Here is a 17,258-nt window from a genome sequence, read left to right as displayed (position 1 = left end):
GTCGGCCCGACGTGCGGCGTCGATGCGATGGCCAGGCTGAGACGCATGAGAGCGATCGTGCAGGACGGGTACTGCCGGCCGGACGGGCTGGAGCTGCGGGAGGTCGCGCCGCCACCGGTCCGGGACGGCGAGGTGCTGGTACGGGTGCGCGCGGCGTCCGTGAACTCCTACGACTGGCACTTCATGACCGGCACGCCGTACATGACCCGCACCATCCGGCTACGGAATCCGATCCCCGGCGCCGACCTCGCCGGCACGGTGGAGTCGGTCGGCGCCGGCGTGACGGCGTGGCGACCGGGTGACGACGTGTTCGGTGCGACGCACCGGGGCTCGTTCGCGGACTACGTCAGCGTGCCGGCCGACCGGCTGGCCCGGAAACCGTCGACGGTGACGTTCGAACAGGCCGCCGCCACCCCCATCGCGGGCCTCACCGCGCTGCAGGGCCTGCGGGACAAGGGCCGCATCAAGCCGGGGCAGCAGGTGCTGATCAACGGCGCGTCGGGCGCGGTGGGCACGTTCGCGGTGCAGGTGGCCCGGTTCCACGGCGCGACGGTCACCGCCGTGTGCAGCACCGCGAACGTGGCCACGGCGCGGAAACTGGGCGCCGACCGGGTGATCGACTACACCACCGAGGACTTCGTCGCCGACGGGACGCGCTACGACCTGATCTTCGACGGCGCCGGCACCCGGTCGTTCGCCGAGCGGCGGCGCGCCCTGCGGCCGGACGGCACGCTGGTGTTCGTCGGCGGCCCCAGGACCAACCGCTGGCTCGGGCCGCTGGCCGGCCAGGTCGTCATGCGGCTGCGCGACCGCCGGATGGTGCTGTTCCTCGCGAACACCAATCGCGAGGACCTGGAGTCGCTGGCCGGGATGCTCGCCGACGGCGCGCTCGCGCCGGAGATCGAGCGCTGCTACCCGCTCGCGGCGGTTCCCGAGGCGCTGACCCACCTGTCGACCGGGCACGCGCGGGCCAAGCTGGTGATCTCACTGTGAGCACGGAGACGCGGTATGCGAGGCTCGCCGGCTGGCTGTACCTCGTCGTCTTCGTGCTGGCGCCGCTCTCCCTGGTGTACGTCCGCTCGAAGCTCATCACGCCGGGCGACTCCGGTGCGACCGCCGACGCCGTCACCGGTTCGGAATGGTTGCTGCGCCTCGGATCCGTCGGTGAACTCGTCGTGGTGCTGTGCGACGTGGTGCTCGCCGTGGCGTTCTACGTGCTGCTCCGGCCGGTGAACCAGCCGCTCGCGCTGCTCGCCGCGTTCCTGCGCCTGATGCACTCGGCGATCACCGGCGTCAACCTGGTGACGAACCTGATCGCGCTGCGCGTGCTCGACTCGTTCGACGGTGCCAACCGCGACGCGCTCGCGCTGCTGTTCCTGGAGTCGCACGACTACTTCTTCGCGACCGGCCTGGTGTTCTTCGGCCTGCACCTGCTCGTGCTCGGCTACCTGATGCTGCGGACGGTGGCCTTCCCCCGCGTGCTGGGCGTGCTCCTGGCCGTGGCGTCGGTGTGCTATCTCGCCAACAGCTTCGCGGCGCTGATGGCGCTCGACTACGGCGGTGCCGGCGAGGCGCTCGTGCTGCTGCCGGCCGCGGTGGCGGAGCTCGCGCTCTGCGGCTGGCTCATCATCGGCCGGCGGCAGCCCGCCGGCACGCCGGCCTGACAGCGAAACGGCCGCCCGCGCGTGCGCGCCGGCGGCCGTTCAGCGATCCGGATGACTTACCGGCGCACGTACCGGCGGCGGCGCCGGCTGTTGCGGCCCATCAGGTTGGCGACCAGCACCACACCGACGGCGGCCAGGGCGACCTGGAACATGATCTCGATCCAGTCGATACCGGCGGTGGTGGTCGCGATGCCGAGAGCGCGCGCCAGCGCGGTGCCGAGCAGCGCGGCGACGATGCCGACGAGAATGGTGACGCCGATACCGATGCGCTGCCGGCCGGGGACCACCAGCCGTCCGAGCGCACCGACGACGAGCCCGACGATAAGGGCCGTGATGATACCGGTGACGGTCATGACATCTCCCCCTGAAAATCTGGGTTCTCCGTGACGAAGTGGTTGTGCCCGACCCCGCCGCCGACCAAACACGTGCCCCATCGACGCTGCGGCGTACGCGTACACTCGCGCCAATAGGCCAGGTTTGATCAACGCGGTCGCGGGAGTTGCGGGGTGCAGTTCGGCAGCAGACGGGATCTGCGTGCCACCCTGCTGTCAGCAGTGGTCACCCTGCTCGCGGCGGTGCCCCTGCAGTTCGTCTTCCGCAGCTGGGAATGGATGATCGGCGTCCTCGCCGTCGTGCTCGCGATGACGGCCACCGCGCTCGCGCTGCGCGCGCTGCGCACGCCGCAACTCACCGGCACGCTCGGAATGATCGCCGTCTACCTGCTGTGCCTCACCTCTCTGTTCGCGCGCGATCACGCCTGGTTCGGGTTCCTCCCGTCACCGGCCACGCTGGTGCGGTTCAGTTCGTTGCTGCGCGAGGCCGGCATCGCGGCCCGGGACACCGGCATCCCGGTGGGCGACGACCCGTCCCTGCACTTCCTCGCCGCGCTCGGCGTCGGCGGGGTGCTGCTCGCGATCGACATCGCGGTCGTCGTGGCGGGGTGGACGCTGATCGCCGGCGTGCCGATGGCGGCCGTGCACGCGGTGGTGATCGGATCCGATCACGAGGTCGCCGAGGTGGTGTCGTTCGTCTGCGCGGCGCTCGCTTTCCTCTGGCTGCTCGCGGCCGACAACACCGACCGGATCCGCCGGTACGGGCGGTCCTACCCGAGCGGCGATGCCGACGCGGACACCTGGACGCCGTCACCCCTCGCGGCCGCGGCCCGGCGGATGGCCGCGGCCGGTGTCGCGGTCGCGGTGGTCCTTCCGATCGGGGTGCCCAGCCTCGGCGACGGCCTGGTCGACCACGTCGACCTCACCCGCGGCAGCCAGGGCGGGTCCGATTCGCGGCGGGCCGGCACCGGCACGGTGAACCTGTTCTCGTTCCTGTCCGGGACGCTGCGGCAGTCGGGCGAGTTCCCGATGGTCGACGTCAACACCAACGACCCCGAACCGCACTACCTCCGGTTCGGGGTGGCCGACGAGGTCACCCCCGACGGGTTCGTCAGCCGCGCACCGGCGCAGCGGCGCCCGCTGGCCGAGATGGCGGCGCAGCCGGTGTTCGCGCCGGGCATCTCCGGTCAGCGGTTCACGGCCGAGATCACCGTGCGCACGTTCAGTGAGCGACTGCTGCCGATCTTCCTGCAGCCGGCCGAGATCAACGGCGAGCGCGGACCGTGGATCTGGGACGGCGAGACCAGCGTCGTCTACTCGCTCCGGTCCGCCGCGGCCGGCAACCGGTACCGGCTGACCTACACCCGGTTCGACTACACGCCGGCCGCTCTGCGCAACGCGGCGTCCCTGCCCACGACCCATCCGGAGGTACAGCGGTTCACGAAGGTGCCCGACGTGCCCGAGGTGCGGCAGCGGGCCGCGGACCTCGTTCGCGGCAAGCCGACCCAGTACGACCGGGTGATGGCGCTCTTCGGCTTCTTCAGCCCGGCCAACGGGTTCCGGTACGACCGGTACACGCGGCAGGGGAACAGCGGCAGCGCGATGGTCAACTTCATCACGACCGGCCGCACCGGCTACTGCGAGCAGTACGCCGCCGCGCTGGCCTGGCTGGTGCGGGCGGCCGGCATACCGGCCCGGGTCGCGTTCGGCTTCACCCGCGGCGACAAGCGCACCGGCAACACCTACACGGTGTCCAACCTCAACCTGCACGCGTGGACCGAGGTCTACTTCGAGGGCTACGGCTGGGTCCCGTTCGACGCGACGCCGCCGACCTCGGTGACCGGCGCGGTGTACCCCGGGTGGGCGCCGGCCTCGACACCGGCGCCCGACGAGGGAGCCGTTCCGCAACCGGCCGCGTCGGGCGGCGGCGGCCCCGATCCGTCCACCGGCAATGGGACGCCCACCGCGCCGCCGCCGGCCGCCGGCGGCCCGGGCGCGGGTGGCGCCGACGCGGCCGCCCGCTGGCCGTTCGTGCTCGCGACCGCGCTGCTGATCGTGTTGCTGCTGCTCAGCCTGCCCCGCCTGCACCGCGATCTGCTGCGGCGGGGCCGCCGGCCGCGGGCGACCCTGGCCGGGCTGCGCGCGCCGCGGCGGGCCGCCCACGAGGCGTGGGAGGAGATGCTCGACCTCCTCATCGACTACCGGGTGCCGGCCGACACGGCCGGGTCGACGCTGTCGTGCCGCGCCATCGGCGAGCGGTTGGTGCGCGGGGGCACGCTCGCGCCGGCCGCGACCGCCGGCGTGCTGACGCTGGCCCGGGCCGAGGAGCGGGCGGCGTACGCCCGGTTCCCGGTGACCGACGCCGACCTGGCCACCGCCCTGCTCCAGTTGCGCACCGGACTGCGGGAGCGGTCGACCCGCCGGACGAGGATGCTCGCCGCGCTGGTGCCGCCGTCGGTGCTGGCGCGGTGGAAATCTGCGTTGTTGAGACGTTCCTAGCGCGAATTTTAACCAGGTGGTAGAAATTGGACCTGGGCAAACCGCCGCCCCGCACGTGCCCTGGGAGGCCTCATGAGCAAACTTTCCGTGCAGTTGTATTCGGTCCGGGAGGCGTTCGCGGCCGATCCCGACGGCACCCTCGCCCGGCTCGCCGGGATCGGGTTCACGCAGGTGGAACCGTACGGCCTCACCGACAACGTCGCCGCCCTGCGCACCGGCCTGCCCGCCGCCGGCCTGACGGCGCCGACCACGCACGCCAAGCTGGTGGGCGTCGACCAGAGCGCGGTGTTCGCCGCCGCCGCCGAGTGCGGCATCGGCATCGTGATCGACCCCGCCGTGCGGGAAGAGCACTGGCAGACCCTCGACGACGTCGCGGCGACAGCCGAGGCGCTTAACGCCGCGGCGAAGGTGGCCGCCTCTCACGGCATCACCGTGGGGTACCACAACCACTGGTGGGAACTGCAGTCGCACCTCGGCGGGCACAGCGCGCTGGAGGAGTTCGCCAGCCTGCTCGACCCGCAGGTGGTGCTGCAGGTCGACACGTACTGGTCCACGGTCGGCGGCGCCGACACCCCGGCGCTGCTGCGCACGCTGGGTTCGAAGGTGCGCGCGATCCACGTCAAGGACGGCGACCTCACCACGGAGCCGTCGGCGCAGTTGCCGGCCGGGCAGGGCCGGGCACCGGTCGCCGAGATCCTGGCCGCGGCGCCCGACGCGCTGTGGGTGCTGGAGTTCGACGGCTACGCCGGTGACATCTTCGACGGCCTCGCCGCCAGCTACGCGTACGTCTCCGGAGTGTCGCGATGACCGGACCCGTCGGCGTCGGCATCATCGGTGCCGGTGTGATCAGCAGCACGTACCTGGAGAACCTGACCAGCTTTCCCGACGTCTCGGTGGTGATGGTCGCCGACCTCGACCTGGAGCGCGCGGCGACGCAGGCGGCGGCGTACGACGTGCCCAATTCGGGGTCGGTCGCCGACCTGCTCGCCCGGCCCGACGTCGAGGTGGTCGTCAACCTCACGATCCCGGCGGCACACGTGCAGGTCGGGCTGGCGATCCTGGAGGCGGGCAAGCACGTCTGGACCGAGAAGCCGATCGCGCTCGACCGCGCGTCGGCCCGCAAGCTGCTCGATCTCGCCCGCGACAAGGGCCTGCGGGTGGCCAGCGCCCCCGACACCGTGCTCGGCGCCGCGTTCCAGACCGCCCGCCGCACGATCGAGGCGGGACGCATCGGCGAGCCCCGCACCGGGCTGGCGCTGTTCCAGTCACCGGGTCCGGAGAGCTGGCACCCGGCGCCCGAGTTCCTGTTCCAGGAGGGCGGCGGCCCGCTGCTGGACATCGGCCCGTACTACCTGAGCGGGCTGGTCTCGCTGCTCGGGCCGGTGCACCGGGTCACCGCCACCGGGAGCAAGGCCCGCGACACCCGGGTCATCGGCTCCGGCCCGCGCGCCGGCACCGAGTTCGAGGTGACGGTGCCGACGACGGTCGCCGCGCTGTTGGAGTTCGAACGCGGCGGCTCGGCCCAGATCGTGCTGACGTTCGACTCGGCGCTACGGCGCACGACCCTGGAGGTCGCCGGCACGCTGGGCAGCGCCGTGGTGCCCGACCCCAACATGTTCGAGGGCGCCACGCTGCTGCATCTCCTCGGCGAGAAGGAGGCGGAGGAGGTGCCGCACTCCGGGCACACGGCGTCGCGCGGAACGGGCGTACTGGAGCTGGTGCGGTCGATCCGGGCCGGGGTGCCGGAGCGGGCGTCGGGCGCCTTCGCGTACCACGTGCTCGACGTGATGCTCTCGATCGAAGACGCGTACACGGCCGGCCAGCCGGTGGTGGTCGAGTCCACCACGGACGTCCCCCCGCCGCTGCCCGCCGACTGGGACCCGTACGCCCGCACCCTGTAGCGGCGGCGGCTACAGGTCGACGGTCAGGAGCGTTCGGAGGTGGGCCCTCAGGGCGGCCACCGGGTCCACCTCGTCGGGCATGGTCAGCCATTGGACCTGGAGGCCGTCCATCAGGGCGATGAACCCGAGGGCTGCCATTTCGGGGTCGACACCGGTACGGAGTTCGCCGCGTTCGGCCAGGGCGCGGAACGAGCGGACCGTCAGGTCGCGGGCTTCGCGGTAGTGGCGTTCGAAGTACGCGTGGGCGGGGTGTTCGCGCCCGACCGCTTCGGCGGCCAGGCGGACGTACAGGTCGACGATTCCGGGGTGCCGCACGTTGTGCTCGGCCAGCGCCACCAGTTTGCGCAGCACGTCGAGGCCGGGTGGGGCGCCGAGGTGCTGGCGCTCGGCGTCTTCCGCGTCGCGGCGTTCGAGCACCGCGGCGAGCAGCGCCTCCTTGGTGGGGAAGTAGTACAGGAGGCCGGCGTGGGTGATCCCGGCACGCTTGGCGATCTCGCGCAGCGACGACCCGTGGTAGCCGGCCTCGGCGTACACGGCGCGGGCGGCGGCGATGATGTCCTCGCGGCGGATCCGGCCCTTGGAGTAGCCCCGGCGGTCGCCGGGCGGGGTCACGGTCCGCATCCGCCCATCATGCCCCAGCCAGCGCCGCCCGGGTCGCCTCGACGAACCGCCAGAACGCGGCCGTGGTGGTGTACCGACGCCGGGGCCGGGTGTTCGTCGTGAACATCGCCTCGCGCATCGGGGTGGTCAACTCCAGTTGGGCGCCGGCCCCGGTGAGCGTCCGATTGACGATGTTCGACGGCTCGGTGCCGGCCAGCGCGGGCGTGCCCGCGGCGTCGATCGCCACGATGCCGACCCCGGCATAGGCCGTGAGCAGGGCACTCTTGAGCGTGGTGTCGCGGCCGCCGACGAGCACGGCGGCGGTGCCGGCCGGCAGCCCGGCCTGCGTCGTGGTGCAGCCGTGCAGGGAGACCGCGCGGTGCGCGCCGGCGCACAGCGACAGCGCGACCGGATCGTCGCAGTGCGTCGAGGTGACGTGGAGGTCGCCGTTGTTCGTCGACCGGATTCCCTCGAACGTCCACAGGTCGTAGATCTGGCCGCCGACGGGCGCGAGGTCCGCCGGGTGGTATCCGGCGATCGCGTGGCACAGTTCGGACGTGCCGGGCTCGATCCCGCCGCCGTGCAGCGCCAGCACGACGGTGACGGAGTACTGGGTGACGGTGGTCTCGCTGTCGTCGTACCGGGCGTGCCGCCGGTACCGCCGGCCGTAGTCGGTGCCCTCGACCAGCGCCGGATCGGCGTACAGCGCGGTGTTCGACGGGTAGAGGTCCCCGGCGGCCACCCGCCGGCCCGCGCCCGCCTGGGCGGCCGTCGAGCCGACCGCTGCCGAGCCGACCGCTGCGGGGCCGACCGCGGCTCCGGTCATCGCCGCCAGAATGCCCCGTCTGCTCAGGTACGGCACGGTGACCCCCCGTCGATCCATCGATCAACATAAACGCCAGGTCAACGGTACCCGGTCGCGCGTTCGGGAACCGGACCGCATCGGTTACCGTCACAGGGAGTGGGACGGGACCGAGGCTGAACCGGGGCGGCGAAATGCAACCGTGTACGACGTGCGGCAGCACGACCGTTAACCCGATCGGGTACTGCACAGGATGCGGCACGTTCCGTGGCACGGAGCCGCAGCCGCAGTCCTACGAGCAGTATCCGCAGTATCAACAGCCAGCGTACGGCCAGTACGACCCGCAGCAGCAGTATCCGCCTCAGCAGCACCCTCCCCAGCAGTACCCGCCCCAGCAATACCCTCCTCAGCAGTACCCACCCCAGCAGTTCGCTCCCCCGCAGTTGGGACCCCCGCAGTTGGGACCACAGCCGCCGGGGCGGTCGAACACCGGGCTGGTCATCGGCATCGTGATGGGCGTCCTCATCCTGCTCATCGGCGGCGGCGCGGCGATCGCGCTCGTGGTCGCCAACGGCGACGACGAGCCGACGAAGCCCACGACCACCACCGGCTCGACGCCGACGGCGAGCTCGTCGGGGGCCGGTGACCCGTGCGTGGTCGGCGTCTGGGTGGAGCAGCAGTCGAACTACGTCTTCACGTTCGAGGGCGTGGCGGTGAACATGAGCGCGTCGGGGGCCACCCAGCGGTTCCGGGCCGACGGCACCGGCGAACTCGACATGACGGCCGGCATCGTCGCGACCGGCACGGCCGGTGGCAAGACGTACGAGCGCACCACCAACGGGAAGATCACGTTCAAGTACCACCCGCAGGGCAACCGGATCTACTACACCGACGTGGCGGGCTCCGGAGCGTCGACGGTCAAGGTCGACGGCGTGGCCAAGGGCTCCCCGGTTCCGGTGTCGGGCAGCATCGACCCCGACACGTACACGTGCAGCGGCGACAAGTTCGTGCAGTCCGGCGACACCTACCGCATCGAGTTGGTGAAGCAGCAATGACCGCGAACCGGCAGGTCGGTGCGATCACCGTCACCGCGCTCACCGACGCCGTCGGCCCGTTCTTCAGCCCGCGCGCCGACGCGTTCCCGGCCGCCACCGCCGAGCAGTGGGCCGACGCCGACCGCCTCGACCCGCTGTCCGTCGACGAGAACGGTGAGTGGCGGCTGCAATTCCGGTGCTACGCCCTCCGTACCGACGAGGGCCGCACGATCCTGATCGACGCCGGCATCGGCGGTGCCGGCGCACCCGCCCGTTCGTGGGCGCCGGTGCCGGGCAACCTCCCGGCCGAACTCGCCGCGGCCGGCATCGCGCCGGCCGACGTCGACACCGTGATCGTGACGCACCTGCACACCGACCACGTCGGCTGGGCGGTCGACGAGGGCAAGCCGTACTTCGCGAACGCCACCTACCTGGTCCCCCGCGCCGACATCGAGGCGGTCGCGACGCTCAACCCGGCGCTGGAGGACGAGTTGCTCGCGCCGCTCCGGCACACCGGTCAACTGTCCATGGTGGACGGTGACCGGGACGTGGCGCCGCACGTACGCATCGTCGCCACCCCCGGCCACACCCCCGGCCACCAGTCGGTGCTGCTGGCCGACCACGTGCTCTTCACCGGCGACCTCCTGGTGCATGCGATCCAGTTGGTCGACCCGACGCTCGCCTACGCGCACGAGATCGACGCCGCCGAGGCGCGGGCGAGCCGCGTGGCCCGGCTGGGCACGCACGTCGGCACGCTGGCCACCCCGCACCTCGGCGAGCCGTTCACGCCGTGGCCGCTGCCGGCTCCGCCGGCTTCTCCGCGATGAGGATCGCGTGGCGCCGCTCGCCGTCGTGCGGCTGGTCCAACCGCGCGGTGACGGTGAACCCGGCCGCCGCCAACAGGTCCGCGATCCGGTCGGCCGGCACGAGGTGCGACTCGTACGACACCGGGTTGCCGCCGTACGCCTGCGTCGGGCTGTAGTGCAGGTCGTCGCCGACGTGGCCGCCCAGCATCAGCAGGCCGCCGGGCGCCAGCACCCGGTGGAACTCCGCGTACACCACCGGCAGGTGCTCCGGCGGCGTGTGATGCGTCGAGTAGAACGCGAGCGCTCCGCCCAGCGTGGCGTCGGGGATGTCGAGCGCGGTCATCGAGCCGACCTCGAACCGCAGGTGCGGGAACGCCTGCCGGGCCTGCTCGATCATGCCCGGCGACAGGTCGACGCCGAACGCGTCGAGCCCCTTGTCGGCGAGGAGATTCGTGAACCAGCCGGGCCCGCAGCCGAGGTCGGCCACCGGACCCCGGTCGGCGGCGAGCAGCAGTTCGGCGAACCCGGTCAGCATCGCCCGGCTGATCGGGTCGAGCCGTTGCGGTCCCTCGATGATCTTCACGTAATCGGCGGCGACGGTGTCGTACGAGTCACGGATGGCGTCCAGAAACGTCATCGAGCGACCTTAGCGCCATGTTGAGCATCGGGGACTTCGCCCGGCACGGCCGCGTGTCGGTGCGCATGCTGCGCCACTACGACGCGATCGGCCTGCTGCGCCCGGCGCGCGTCGACCCGTCCACCGGTTACCGCTACTACGACGCGGCGCAACTGCCGCGGCTGCACCGCGCGATCGCCCTGAAGGAGCTGGGATTCACGCTGGAGCAGGTGACGGCGGTCCTCGACGAACAGGTGAGCGTGGCCGAGCTGCGCGGAATGCTGCGGCTGCGGCGCGCGCAACTGCAGGAACAGATCGCATCGGACGCCGAGCGGCTGGCCCGCGTGGAGGCGCGACTCCTGGTGATCGGGATGGAGGGGGCGGCGCCCAGCGACGAGGTGACCGTCACGGCGGTGCCGGCCGTGCGCGTCGCCGCGCTGAGCGACCTGGCCCCGGGATTCGGACCGGAGCACATCGGACCGGTGATCCTCCCGCTGTACGAGCGGTTGCGGGGCCCGGCCGAGGCGGCGGCGGCCGGCCCACCGATCGCGTTCTATTCCGACCCGCCCGACGGTGACGGGATCGTCGTGCACGCCGCGGTGCCGGTCGCACCGGGAGTGTCGGTCGACGGGTGCGAGATGGTGGACCTGCCGCCGATCGAGGCCGCCACGATCGTCCACCGTGGCCCGATGGCGAACATCGTTCCCACCGCCCATTCCCTCACCACGTGGATCGACGCGCACGGCTACCGGTCGGCCGGGTACAGCCGCGAGATCTACCACGTCTACGGCACCGGCGATCCCGACACCTGGCGCACCGAGGTGCAGGAACCCGTGATTGTGCGGGCCGCGGACGGGTAGTACGGGTTCATGGCGCGTTCGATCTGGACCGGTGTGGTCAGCTTCGGGTTGGTGTCGGTACCGGTGAAGGTGTACTCGGCGACGAAGGACCACGACGTGTCCTTCCACCAGTTCGAGAAGGGCACCGGCGACCGGATCCGCAACAAGCGGGTCAACGAGCGCACCGGCAAGGAGGTCGAGTACGGCGACGTCGTCAAGGGCGCCGAGGTCTCCGACGGCAACTACGTGATGCTCGACGCCGACGAACTCGACTCGGTGGCACCGGGCCGCTCGCGCAGCCTGGAGATCCACACGTTCGTCGACCGGGCCGAGATCGACCCGATGTACTACCAGAAGTCCTACTACCTCGGGCCGGGCAGCGACGAGACCGTCAACACCTACGCCCTGCTGCGCGACGCGATGGCCGACGCCGACCGGGTGGCGATCGGCACGCTGGTGATGCGCGGCAAGGAGTACCTGGCCGCGATCCGCGCCGACGGCGACGTGCTCGTGCTGGAGACGATGTTCTTCGCCGACGAGATCCGCACCCCCGCCAAGGTGCTCGACAGCGTTCCGTCGCGGGCGAAGGCGAAGCCGAAGGAACGGGCGATCGCCGTCCAGCTGATCGACTCGATGACCGCGAAGTGGAAGCCGGCCGCCTTCCGCGACACGTACACCGACCGGGTCACCAAGCTGATCGCCGCGAAGGCGAAGGGCAAGGAGGTCACGGTCGCCGAGGAGGCGCCGACGGCGACGAAGGCCGTCGACCTGTTGGAGGCGTTGCGGGCGAGCGTCGAGGCCGCCTCGAAACGCAAGGCGGCCCCGAAAAAGAAGTCTCCTACGAAGAAGGCTCCCGCCAAAAAGACGGCGAAAAAGACGGCGAAGAAGGCGGCATAGCGGCTGCCTTCGGGCGGGCGCCGACCCCGGCGCCTGACGGACGGCACCGGGGTCGGCTGGGGGTGGCCCGGCTTCGCGTTACGGGGTCGCGAAGCTGGGGTGCGGCGGCTGGTTGTAGGCGGTGTTCTGCCACGCGATCGCGACCCGGTACTGGCGGTTCTGCATCAGCGAGGGCCGCGCGATCGAGGTCGAGTCGGTCGTGGAGTAGATGCGCAGCGCCCGGTTGTCGGTCGTGCGCCAGATGACCTCCTCGCGCCAGTCGCCGAGGATGTCGGCCGACAGCGCGGGCGTCGACTTGGTGCCGTTGTTCGACGCGACACCGGAACCGGTCAGCAGGCGGGTGTCGCCGCCGGTGCCGTACTTGTCGATGTGGGTGCCGTCGAGGAGTTCGCGCTGGGCGTCGCCGTCCCACCAGATGACGAAGTTGGTCGAGCCCGGCTTGCGGCTCGCCACCTGGTTTCCGTTGGTGGCGCTGCGCAGTCCGGCGACCGCCGACGACCACACCTCGGCCCCGGCGTTGCCGGACCAGATGTCGGCGGCGACGCCGCGTCCGTTGTCACAGCCGCAACTCGGCGCGCTCCAGATGATCTGACCGGTGCGCGCGTCGCCCATCCAGTGCGCCACCTCGCTGGTGCTCTCCGACGGCTTGAACACCTCGAGCCCGGCCCGCGACGGGATGAAGTCGCCGACGTGGTACGCGTCGCCGTGGTGGGTGCTGTTCTGCCACAGGCCGTTGCCGTTGTCGTCGATGGCCATCGAGCCGTACATGATCTCGTCGCGGCCGTCACCGTCGACGTCGGCCACCGACAGCTGGTGGTTGCCCTTGCCGGTCCACGCGCTGCCGTTGGTGGACGAGTTGGAGTCGAACGTCCACCGTCTGGTGAGGGCGCCGTTGCGGAAGTCCCACGCGGAGACGACGCTGCGCGTGTAGTAGCCGCGGGCCATGATGATGCTCGGCCGCGAACCGTCCACATAGGCCGTTCCGGCGAGGAACCGGTCGACGCGGTTACCGTAGCTGTCGCCCCAACTGCTCACAGTGCCCCGCGCGGGCACGAAGTCGGCGGTGGCGAGCACCGCTCCGTCCGTCCCCCGGAAGACCGACAGGAACTCCGGTCCACTGAGGACGTAGCCGGAGCTGTTGCGGTAGTCGGCGCTCGACGAGCCGATCACCTGGCCGGTGCCGCTGCGCGTCCCGTCGGCGGTCTTCACCGCGACCTCGGAGCGCCCGTCGCCGTCGTAGTCGAAGACCTGGAACTGCGTGTAGTGCGCGCCGGCGCGAATGTTGCGACCGAGGTCGATGCGCCAGAGCCGGGTGCCGTTGAGCTTGTACGCGTCAAGGTAGACGTTGCCCGTGTAGCCCGACTGCGAGTTGTCCTTGGCGTTGGTCGGGTCCCACTTCAGCACGATCTCGTACTGGCCGTCGCCGTCGAGGTCGCCGACACTCGCGTCGTTCGCGACGTACGTGTACGCCTCGCCGCTCGGTGTGGTGCCGCCCGGCGGGATCTGCAGCGGCACGTCCTGGCTGGTGGCGAACGGCGTCACGGGCGTGTCGGCCATTGTCGTGGCCTGTTCCGCGCCCCCGACGACCGGACGCACCGTGTAGGTCGCATCCTTGGGCCCGCCCGCGTCGAGGTAGCTGGTGGCGGTGGTGATCGGGGCGGCGTTGACCCGGGATCCGTTGCGGTAGACATTGAACGCGGTGCCGGGGGCGTCCGAGGTCAGCGACCGCCAGGAGACGAAGTTGCCGCGCTCGTTGCGGATACTGATCAGGCCACGGTCGAGCCGTTCGGTGGTCCCGTCAGCCGGCACGGCGAACGGCTGCGCCGCTGCTGCGCCACCGCCACCAGCGCTCGCCGCGCCCGCGCTTCCCGTGCCCACGGTCTCCGCCGCCGCCGGTCCACCCGCCGCGACGGCTCCGACCGCCACGGTCATGACCGCCGCGACCACGAAGACCCTGTTGATACGTTTCATTCCGACACCGCCCTTAGCCTCTCCACACGGGTCCGAGCACTTCGGGGAGGAAAGCGCTTTCCTAGCCACGGAAATGTAACGGAAACATCGGCACAGGTCAATCTCCTCCGCCCCCGCCACGCCACCACCTCAGCGCCGCGACGCGCTTCCCCGCTCATTGAATCCGACCAAAGCGGACACCCCCACCGACCACGTGTTCACGTGGTCGAAGAAGCGGCGCAGGTCAATGTTGCCGGAGCAGGCCGATGACGGAGTGGAGCGGGACCGGTCCCCACGTTCGGCTGTCTTCGCTGTGGGGGTTGTCGCCCATGACCATCAGGTGGGCCGGCGGCACCAGGCTGCCGGCCGGTAGACCGAGACGGCCGGCGACCTCCGGTGGCACCGGATCGCCGGGGCCGGCCACCACGCGCTTGACCCGCCACCGGCTCAGCGTCGGGCCGTGCGTCGCCGTGGGCGGGGCGGCGAGAACCACGATCGCCCCGCGGTCGGCCGGGCGCCAGCGCCGCCGGACGACGAGGACCCGCTCACCCGGTCGCAACGTCGGTGCCATGCTCGCACCGCTGACCGTCACGAGCAGGTACCGCCGGCGGACGGCCAGTACCCCGACCGCGACCGCCACGAGCACCGCGACGGCGGCCGGAATCATGCCACCAGTTCCTGGTAGCCGCTGGCCTGGAGCGTGAACAGCCGCGCGTACACGCCGTCGGCGGCCATCAGGGCGTCGTGGTCGCCCTGCTCGACGAGGTGCCCGCCGTCGAGTACCAGGATCCGGTCGGCGTCGCGCATCGTGCTGAGGCGGTGGGACACGAGCAGGTTGGTCCGGTCGCGGGAGTGCTCGCGCAGGGCCCGGTGCAGGTGGTGCTCGGCGTTGGCGTCCAGGCCCGCACTGGCCTCGTCGAGGATCAGCAGGTCGGCGCCGTCCCGGACGAGTGACCGCGCCACCGCCAGCCGCTGCCACTGCCCGCCGGACAGCAGCGTGCCACCGCCGGCCGCGTCCTCCTCGTCGACGAAGAAGACCCGGCTCAGCAGCGAGTCGTACCCGTGCGGCAGCGTGCTCAGGTGGCGGTCGAGGTCGACCAGGCGCGCGGCGCGCGTGATGCGGTCGCGGTCGTCGAGCGCGTCCAGCGAGCCGAGCGCGATGTTCTCCGCCACGGTCAGGTCGTAGCGCGTGAAGTCCTGGAACACCGCGCCGATCCGGCCACGCAGCGCGGCCGAATCGATCGTGCGGATGTCGACGCCGTCCCAGAGGATCTGTCCGCGATCCGGGTCGTAGAACCGGCAGAGCAGCTTCACCAGGGTGCTCTTGCCGGCACCGTTCTCGCCGACGAGGCCGACCGAACTGCCGCGGGCGATGGTGAAACTCACGCCGCGGAGCACCCATGGTCCGTCGGCGGCATAGCGGAACCAGACGTCGCGGAACTCCACGCCGCCGCTCAACCGCGGTGCCGGCGCGGTACCGGTGGGCAGGTCGGACGGGGCGGTCGTCACCGCGCGGTAGTTGCCGAACGTCAGCAGCGCCTCGTACCCCGCGGCCAGATCGGACGCGACGCCCGTCAGGCCGGTCTGCACCCCGGCGAGGGCCGCCACCACGAGCACCACGTCGCCGGTGCTCAGGTCGCCGGCCGCCGCGCGCAGGACGGCCACGACCAGGCCCGCGCCGGCGGCCAGCGCGCCGAGCAGGCCCAGCCCGCCGATCATCCGTACCTGCCGCGCGTCGTGGCGGTTCTCCGCGTCGTTCGCCGCACGGGTGACCGCGTCCATCCGGCGGAACAGGAAGTCGCCGGTCCCGAAGAGCCGGATCTCCTGTGCGGCGGACGCGTCGGTGAGCAGCGTGCGGTAGAACAGCCGACGACGCACCGACTGCGAGGTGTGTTCGAGCAGCGCCGCGCGTTCGCCGGCCAGTCGCAGGTCGGCGACGAGAGCGGGCACCGCGGCCGCGACGGCGAACAGCAGGATCGGCGGCCACAGCACCCACAACGCGGTGACGAACCCGGTCACCTGGACCACCGAGCGGATCAGCCCCACCGCGCCGTTGGTCACGGTCCGCGGTGCCTGCTCGCCCGCGTGTTCGGCGAGTCGCAACTGGTCGTACCGGCGCGGTTCCTCCAGCGGCCGCAGCCCGACGAACCGGCACACCGCCGCGAACAGCCGGCGCTGCACGGTGGCCGAGACCGCGCGCTGGAGCACCTGGGCGGCGTACTGACCGACGTGCTGGAGCGCCAGCGCCATGGCACCCACCCCGGCGAGCGCGATCGCGAGCCAGACCGCGGCGGTCCGGTCGCCGCCGGTGGCCAGCCGGTCGAGCAGCAGCTTGGTCAACCAGGCGGTGGCCACGGTCGCCACCCCGGCCACCACGCCGGTGACCAGCGTGGCCGCCGCACACCAGGGATGCGCGACGACGCCGAGCCGCACCACATCGGCGGCCCGGCGGGCCGTCTCCCGGTAGCCGGGCCAACGCGTGGCGGTGGGCTTCACACCGGCACCGCGGCCGGGACCGCCGGCACGTCGGTCGAGACCGAGACCGCGACGCCGTCGGAGAACATGACGTACGTGGGGTAGGCGGTGACGTTGAACGCCTCGTGCACCGGCGTCCGATAGTCGGTGTAGGTGACCACGTCGGCCTCGGCCGGCAACCCGGCGAGCATCCTGGCGTGGTCCACGTGCGGCGGCGACGACACGACGGCGATCGTCCGTCCATTGTGGACCCGGGCCAGCTCGCCGGCGGTCTCCCCCAGCCGCGGCAGGCTGTCGTGGCACGGTACGCAGGTCGTGGACAGGAACGCGACCAGCACCGGGCCGCCGGCCAGGTCGGCGGCGGTGAGCGCGGCACCGTCGACCGTGGTGGCGGTGAACTCCGGCGGCTCGCCACCGACCGGGAAGTCGGTGGGCGCCGGGCCGGCCGCCTGCGAATCGGTGTGCTCCCGGAACAGCTTGCCCAGGCGCAGGACGAGTGCGAGGTTGACGGCCGTGAGCAGTGCCAGCAGCACCACCGAGGCGGTCAGTCCGGTCAGCATGCGGTCTCCTCTCGGCGCCCGGCGGATCAGCCCGGGCAGGCCGTGGTGTTCCAGTTGGTGGTGTAGGTGACGCCGCACTGCGGGGTCTGGTGCGCCCACACCCACTTGGCCCAGACGACCCGGCCGTCCCGTTCGAGGCTCTCGCAGCTGTGGAGCCAGGTGTCCGGCGGGCAGGCCGCGCTGACGGTCTCCTTCGTCGCGGCCAGGCCCAGCAGCTTGTCCAGCAGTTCGGTCATGTGCGTCCTCCCGGTTTCGGTCGGCGGCGGCGGGTCCCGCGCTGCCG

The 17,258-nt window shown here is 71.8% G+C and carries 18 protein-coding genes; 9 read left to right on the top strand and 9 right to left on the bottom strand.

Features of this window, described 5'->3' with window-relative positions:
- Positions 1 to 45: 45 nt before the first annotated feature.
- Together Vau01_RS26850 and Vau01_RS26845 are read left to right on the top strand one after the other, a co-directional pair.
- Positions 46 to 993 (top strand): NAD(P)-dependent alcohol dehydrogenase, encoded by a 948-nt coding sequence (locus tag Vau01_RS26850; RefSeq protein WP_203997726.1) that lies wholly within the window; start codon positions 46 to 48, stop codon positions 991 to 993.
- A complete protein-coding gene (locus tag Vau01_RS26845; protein WP_203997723.1) occupies positions 990 to 1,664 on the top strand; it encodes a DUF4386 domain-containing protein in 675 nt (224 codons plus the stop codon). The genes Vau01_RS26850 and Vau01_RS26845 overlap by 4 nt, the downstream gene beginning before the upstream one ends.
- A gap of 56 nt (positions 1,665 to 1,720) precedes the next feature.
- Here Vau01_RS26845 and Vau01_RS26840 read toward each other — a convergent pair whose 3' ends face one another.
- A complete protein-coding gene (locus Vau01_RS26840; RefSeq protein WP_203997719.1) occupies positions 1,721 to 2,017 on the bottom strand; it encodes a GlsB/YeaQ/YmgE family stress response membrane protein in 297 nt (98 codons plus the stop codon).
- 153 nt (positions 2,018 to 2,170) lie between these two features.
- Here Vau01_RS26840 and Vau01_RS26835 point away from each other — a divergent pair, with 153 nt between their 5' ends.
- From Vau01_RS26835 to Vau01_RS26825, 3 genes are all read left to right on the top strand, one after another.
- Positions 2,171 to 4,495, top strand: a complete 2,325-nt coding sequence (locus tag Vau01_RS26835) for a transglutaminase TgpA family protein (RefSeq protein WP_203997716.1) — start codon at positions 2,171 to 2,173, stop codon at positions 4,493 to 4,495.
- Between the two features lie 72 nt (positions 4,496 to 4,567).
- Entirely contained in the window at positions 4,568 to 5,302 is a 735-nt protein-coding gene (locus Vau01_RS26830; RefSeq protein WP_203997713.1) for a sugar phosphate isomerase/epimerase family protein, read from the top strand.
- The gene (locus Vau01_RS26825) at positions 5,299 to 6,396 is read left to right on the top strand and encodes a Gfo/Idh/MocA family protein (RefSeq protein WP_203997710.1); all 1,098 of its coding nucleotides are present in this window, start codon (positions 5,299 to 5,301) and stop codon (positions 6,394 to 6,396) included. The genes Vau01_RS26830 and Vau01_RS26825 overlap by 4 nt, the downstream gene beginning before the upstream one ends.
- A 9-nt stretch (positions 6,397 to 6,405) precedes the next feature.
- Here the strand turns inward: Vau01_RS26825 and Vau01_RS26820 are convergent, their stop codons facing one another.
- Positions 6,406 to 7,017: a TetR/AcrR family transcriptional regulator gene (locus Vau01_RS26820; protein WP_203997708.1), complete on the bottom strand. Its 612-nt coding sequence runs from the start codon at positions 7,015 to 7,017 to the stop codon at positions 6,406 to 6,408.
- Between the two features lie 7 nt (positions 7,018 to 7,024).
- The gene (locus Vau01_RS26815) at positions 7,025 to 7,879 is read right to left on the bottom strand and encodes a poly-gamma-glutamate hydrolase family protein (protein ID WP_203997705.1); all 855 of its coding nucleotides are present in this window, start codon (positions 7,877 to 7,879) and stop codon (positions 7,025 to 7,027) included.
- A 377-nt stretch (positions 7,880 to 8,256) separates the two neighbouring features.
- Here Vau01_RS26815 and Vau01_RS26810 point away from each other — a divergent pair, with 377 nt between their 5' ends.
- Positions 8,257 to 8,853, top strand: coding sequence for a hypothetical protein (locus tag Vau01_RS26810; protein ID WP_203997702.1), 597 nt, complete (start codon positions 8,257 to 8,259; stop codon positions 8,851 to 8,853).
- On the top strand, positions 8,850 to 9,659 hold the full coding sequence (locus tag Vau01_RS26805; protein ID WP_203997699.1) for an MBL fold metallo-hydrolase: 810 nt from the start codon (positions 8,850 to 8,852) through the stop codon (positions 9,657 to 9,659). Before Vau01_RS26810 ends, Vau01_RS26805 begins: the two co-directional genes overlap by 4 nt.
- On the opposite strand, the gene Vau01_RS26800 is transcribed toward Vau01_RS26805, so the two are convergent.
- Positions 9,616 to 10,275, bottom strand: a complete 660-nt coding sequence (locus tag Vau01_RS26800; RefSeq protein ID WP_203997696.1) for a class I SAM-dependent methyltransferase — start codon at positions 10,273 to 10,275, stop codon at positions 9,616 to 9,618. The genes Vau01_RS26805 and Vau01_RS26800 overlap by 44 nt on opposite strands.
- 17 nt (positions 10,276 to 10,292) lie before the next feature.
- Here Vau01_RS26800 and Vau01_RS26795 point away from each other — a divergent pair, with 17 nt between their 5' ends.
- Complete coding sequence (locus tag Vau01_RS26795) at positions 10,293 to 11,114, top strand: MerR family transcriptional regulator (protein ID WP_203997693.1); 822 nt, start codon at positions 10,293 to 10,295, stop codon at positions 11,112 to 11,114.
- 9 nt (positions 11,115 to 11,123) lie between these two features.
- On the top strand, positions 11,124 to 11,990 hold the full coding sequence (gene ku / locus Vau01_RS26790) for a non-homologous end joining protein Ku (RefSeq protein ID WP_203997690.1): 867 nt from the start codon (positions 11,124 to 11,126) through the stop codon (positions 11,988 to 11,990).
- A 78-nt stretch (positions 11,991 to 12,068) separates the two neighbouring features.
- Here the strand turns inward: ku and Vau01_RS26785 are convergent, their stop codons facing one another.
- From Vau01_RS26785 to Vau01_RS26765, 5 genes are all read right to left on the bottom strand, one after another.
- Complete coding sequence (locus Vau01_RS26785) at positions 12,069 to 13,961, bottom strand: rhamnogalacturonan lyase (protein WP_203997687.1); 1,893 nt, start codon at positions 13,959 to 13,961, stop codon at positions 12,069 to 12,071.
- A 223-nt stretch (positions 13,962 to 14,184) separates the two neighbouring features.
- Positions 14,185 to 14,607 carry a S26 family signal peptidase gene (locus tag Vau01_RS26780; RefSeq protein ID WP_203997685.1) on the bottom strand — a complete coding sequence of 141 codons (423 nt, stop codon included), beginning with the start codon at positions 14,605 to 14,607 and terminating at the stop codon, positions 14,185 to 14,187.
- On the bottom strand, positions 14,604 to 16,436 hold the full coding sequence (locus tag Vau01_RS26775; protein ID WP_203997682.1) for an ABC transporter ATP-binding protein: 1,833 nt from the start codon (positions 16,434 to 16,436) through the stop codon (positions 14,604 to 14,606). The genes Vau01_RS26780 and Vau01_RS26775 overlap by 4 nt, the downstream gene beginning before the upstream one ends.
- Positions 16,433 to 16,975: a TlpA family protein disulfide reductase gene (locus tag Vau01_RS26770; RefSeq protein ID WP_203997679.1), complete on the bottom strand. Its 543-nt coding sequence runs from the start codon at positions 16,973 to 16,975 to the stop codon at positions 16,433 to 16,435. The genes Vau01_RS26775 and Vau01_RS26770 overlap by 4 nt, the downstream gene beginning before the upstream one ends.
- A 26-nt stretch (positions 16,976 to 17,001) precedes the next feature.
- On the bottom strand, positions 17,002 to 17,211 hold the full coding sequence (locus Vau01_RS26765) for a hypothetical protein (protein WP_203997676.1): 210 nt from the start codon (positions 17,209 to 17,211) through the stop codon (positions 17,002 to 17,004).
- Positions 17,212 to 17,258 lie beyond the last annotated feature (47 nt).

The organism is Virgisporangium aurantiacum, assembly GCF_016863635.1.
GTDB classification, from domain to species: Bacteria; Actinomycetota; Actinomycetes; order Mycobacteriales; family Micromonosporaceae; genus Virgisporangium; species Virgisporangium aurantiacum.
The sequence above is the reverse complement of the archived record's forward strand: the minus strand, read 5'-3'. Positions and strand labels throughout refer to the sequence as shown.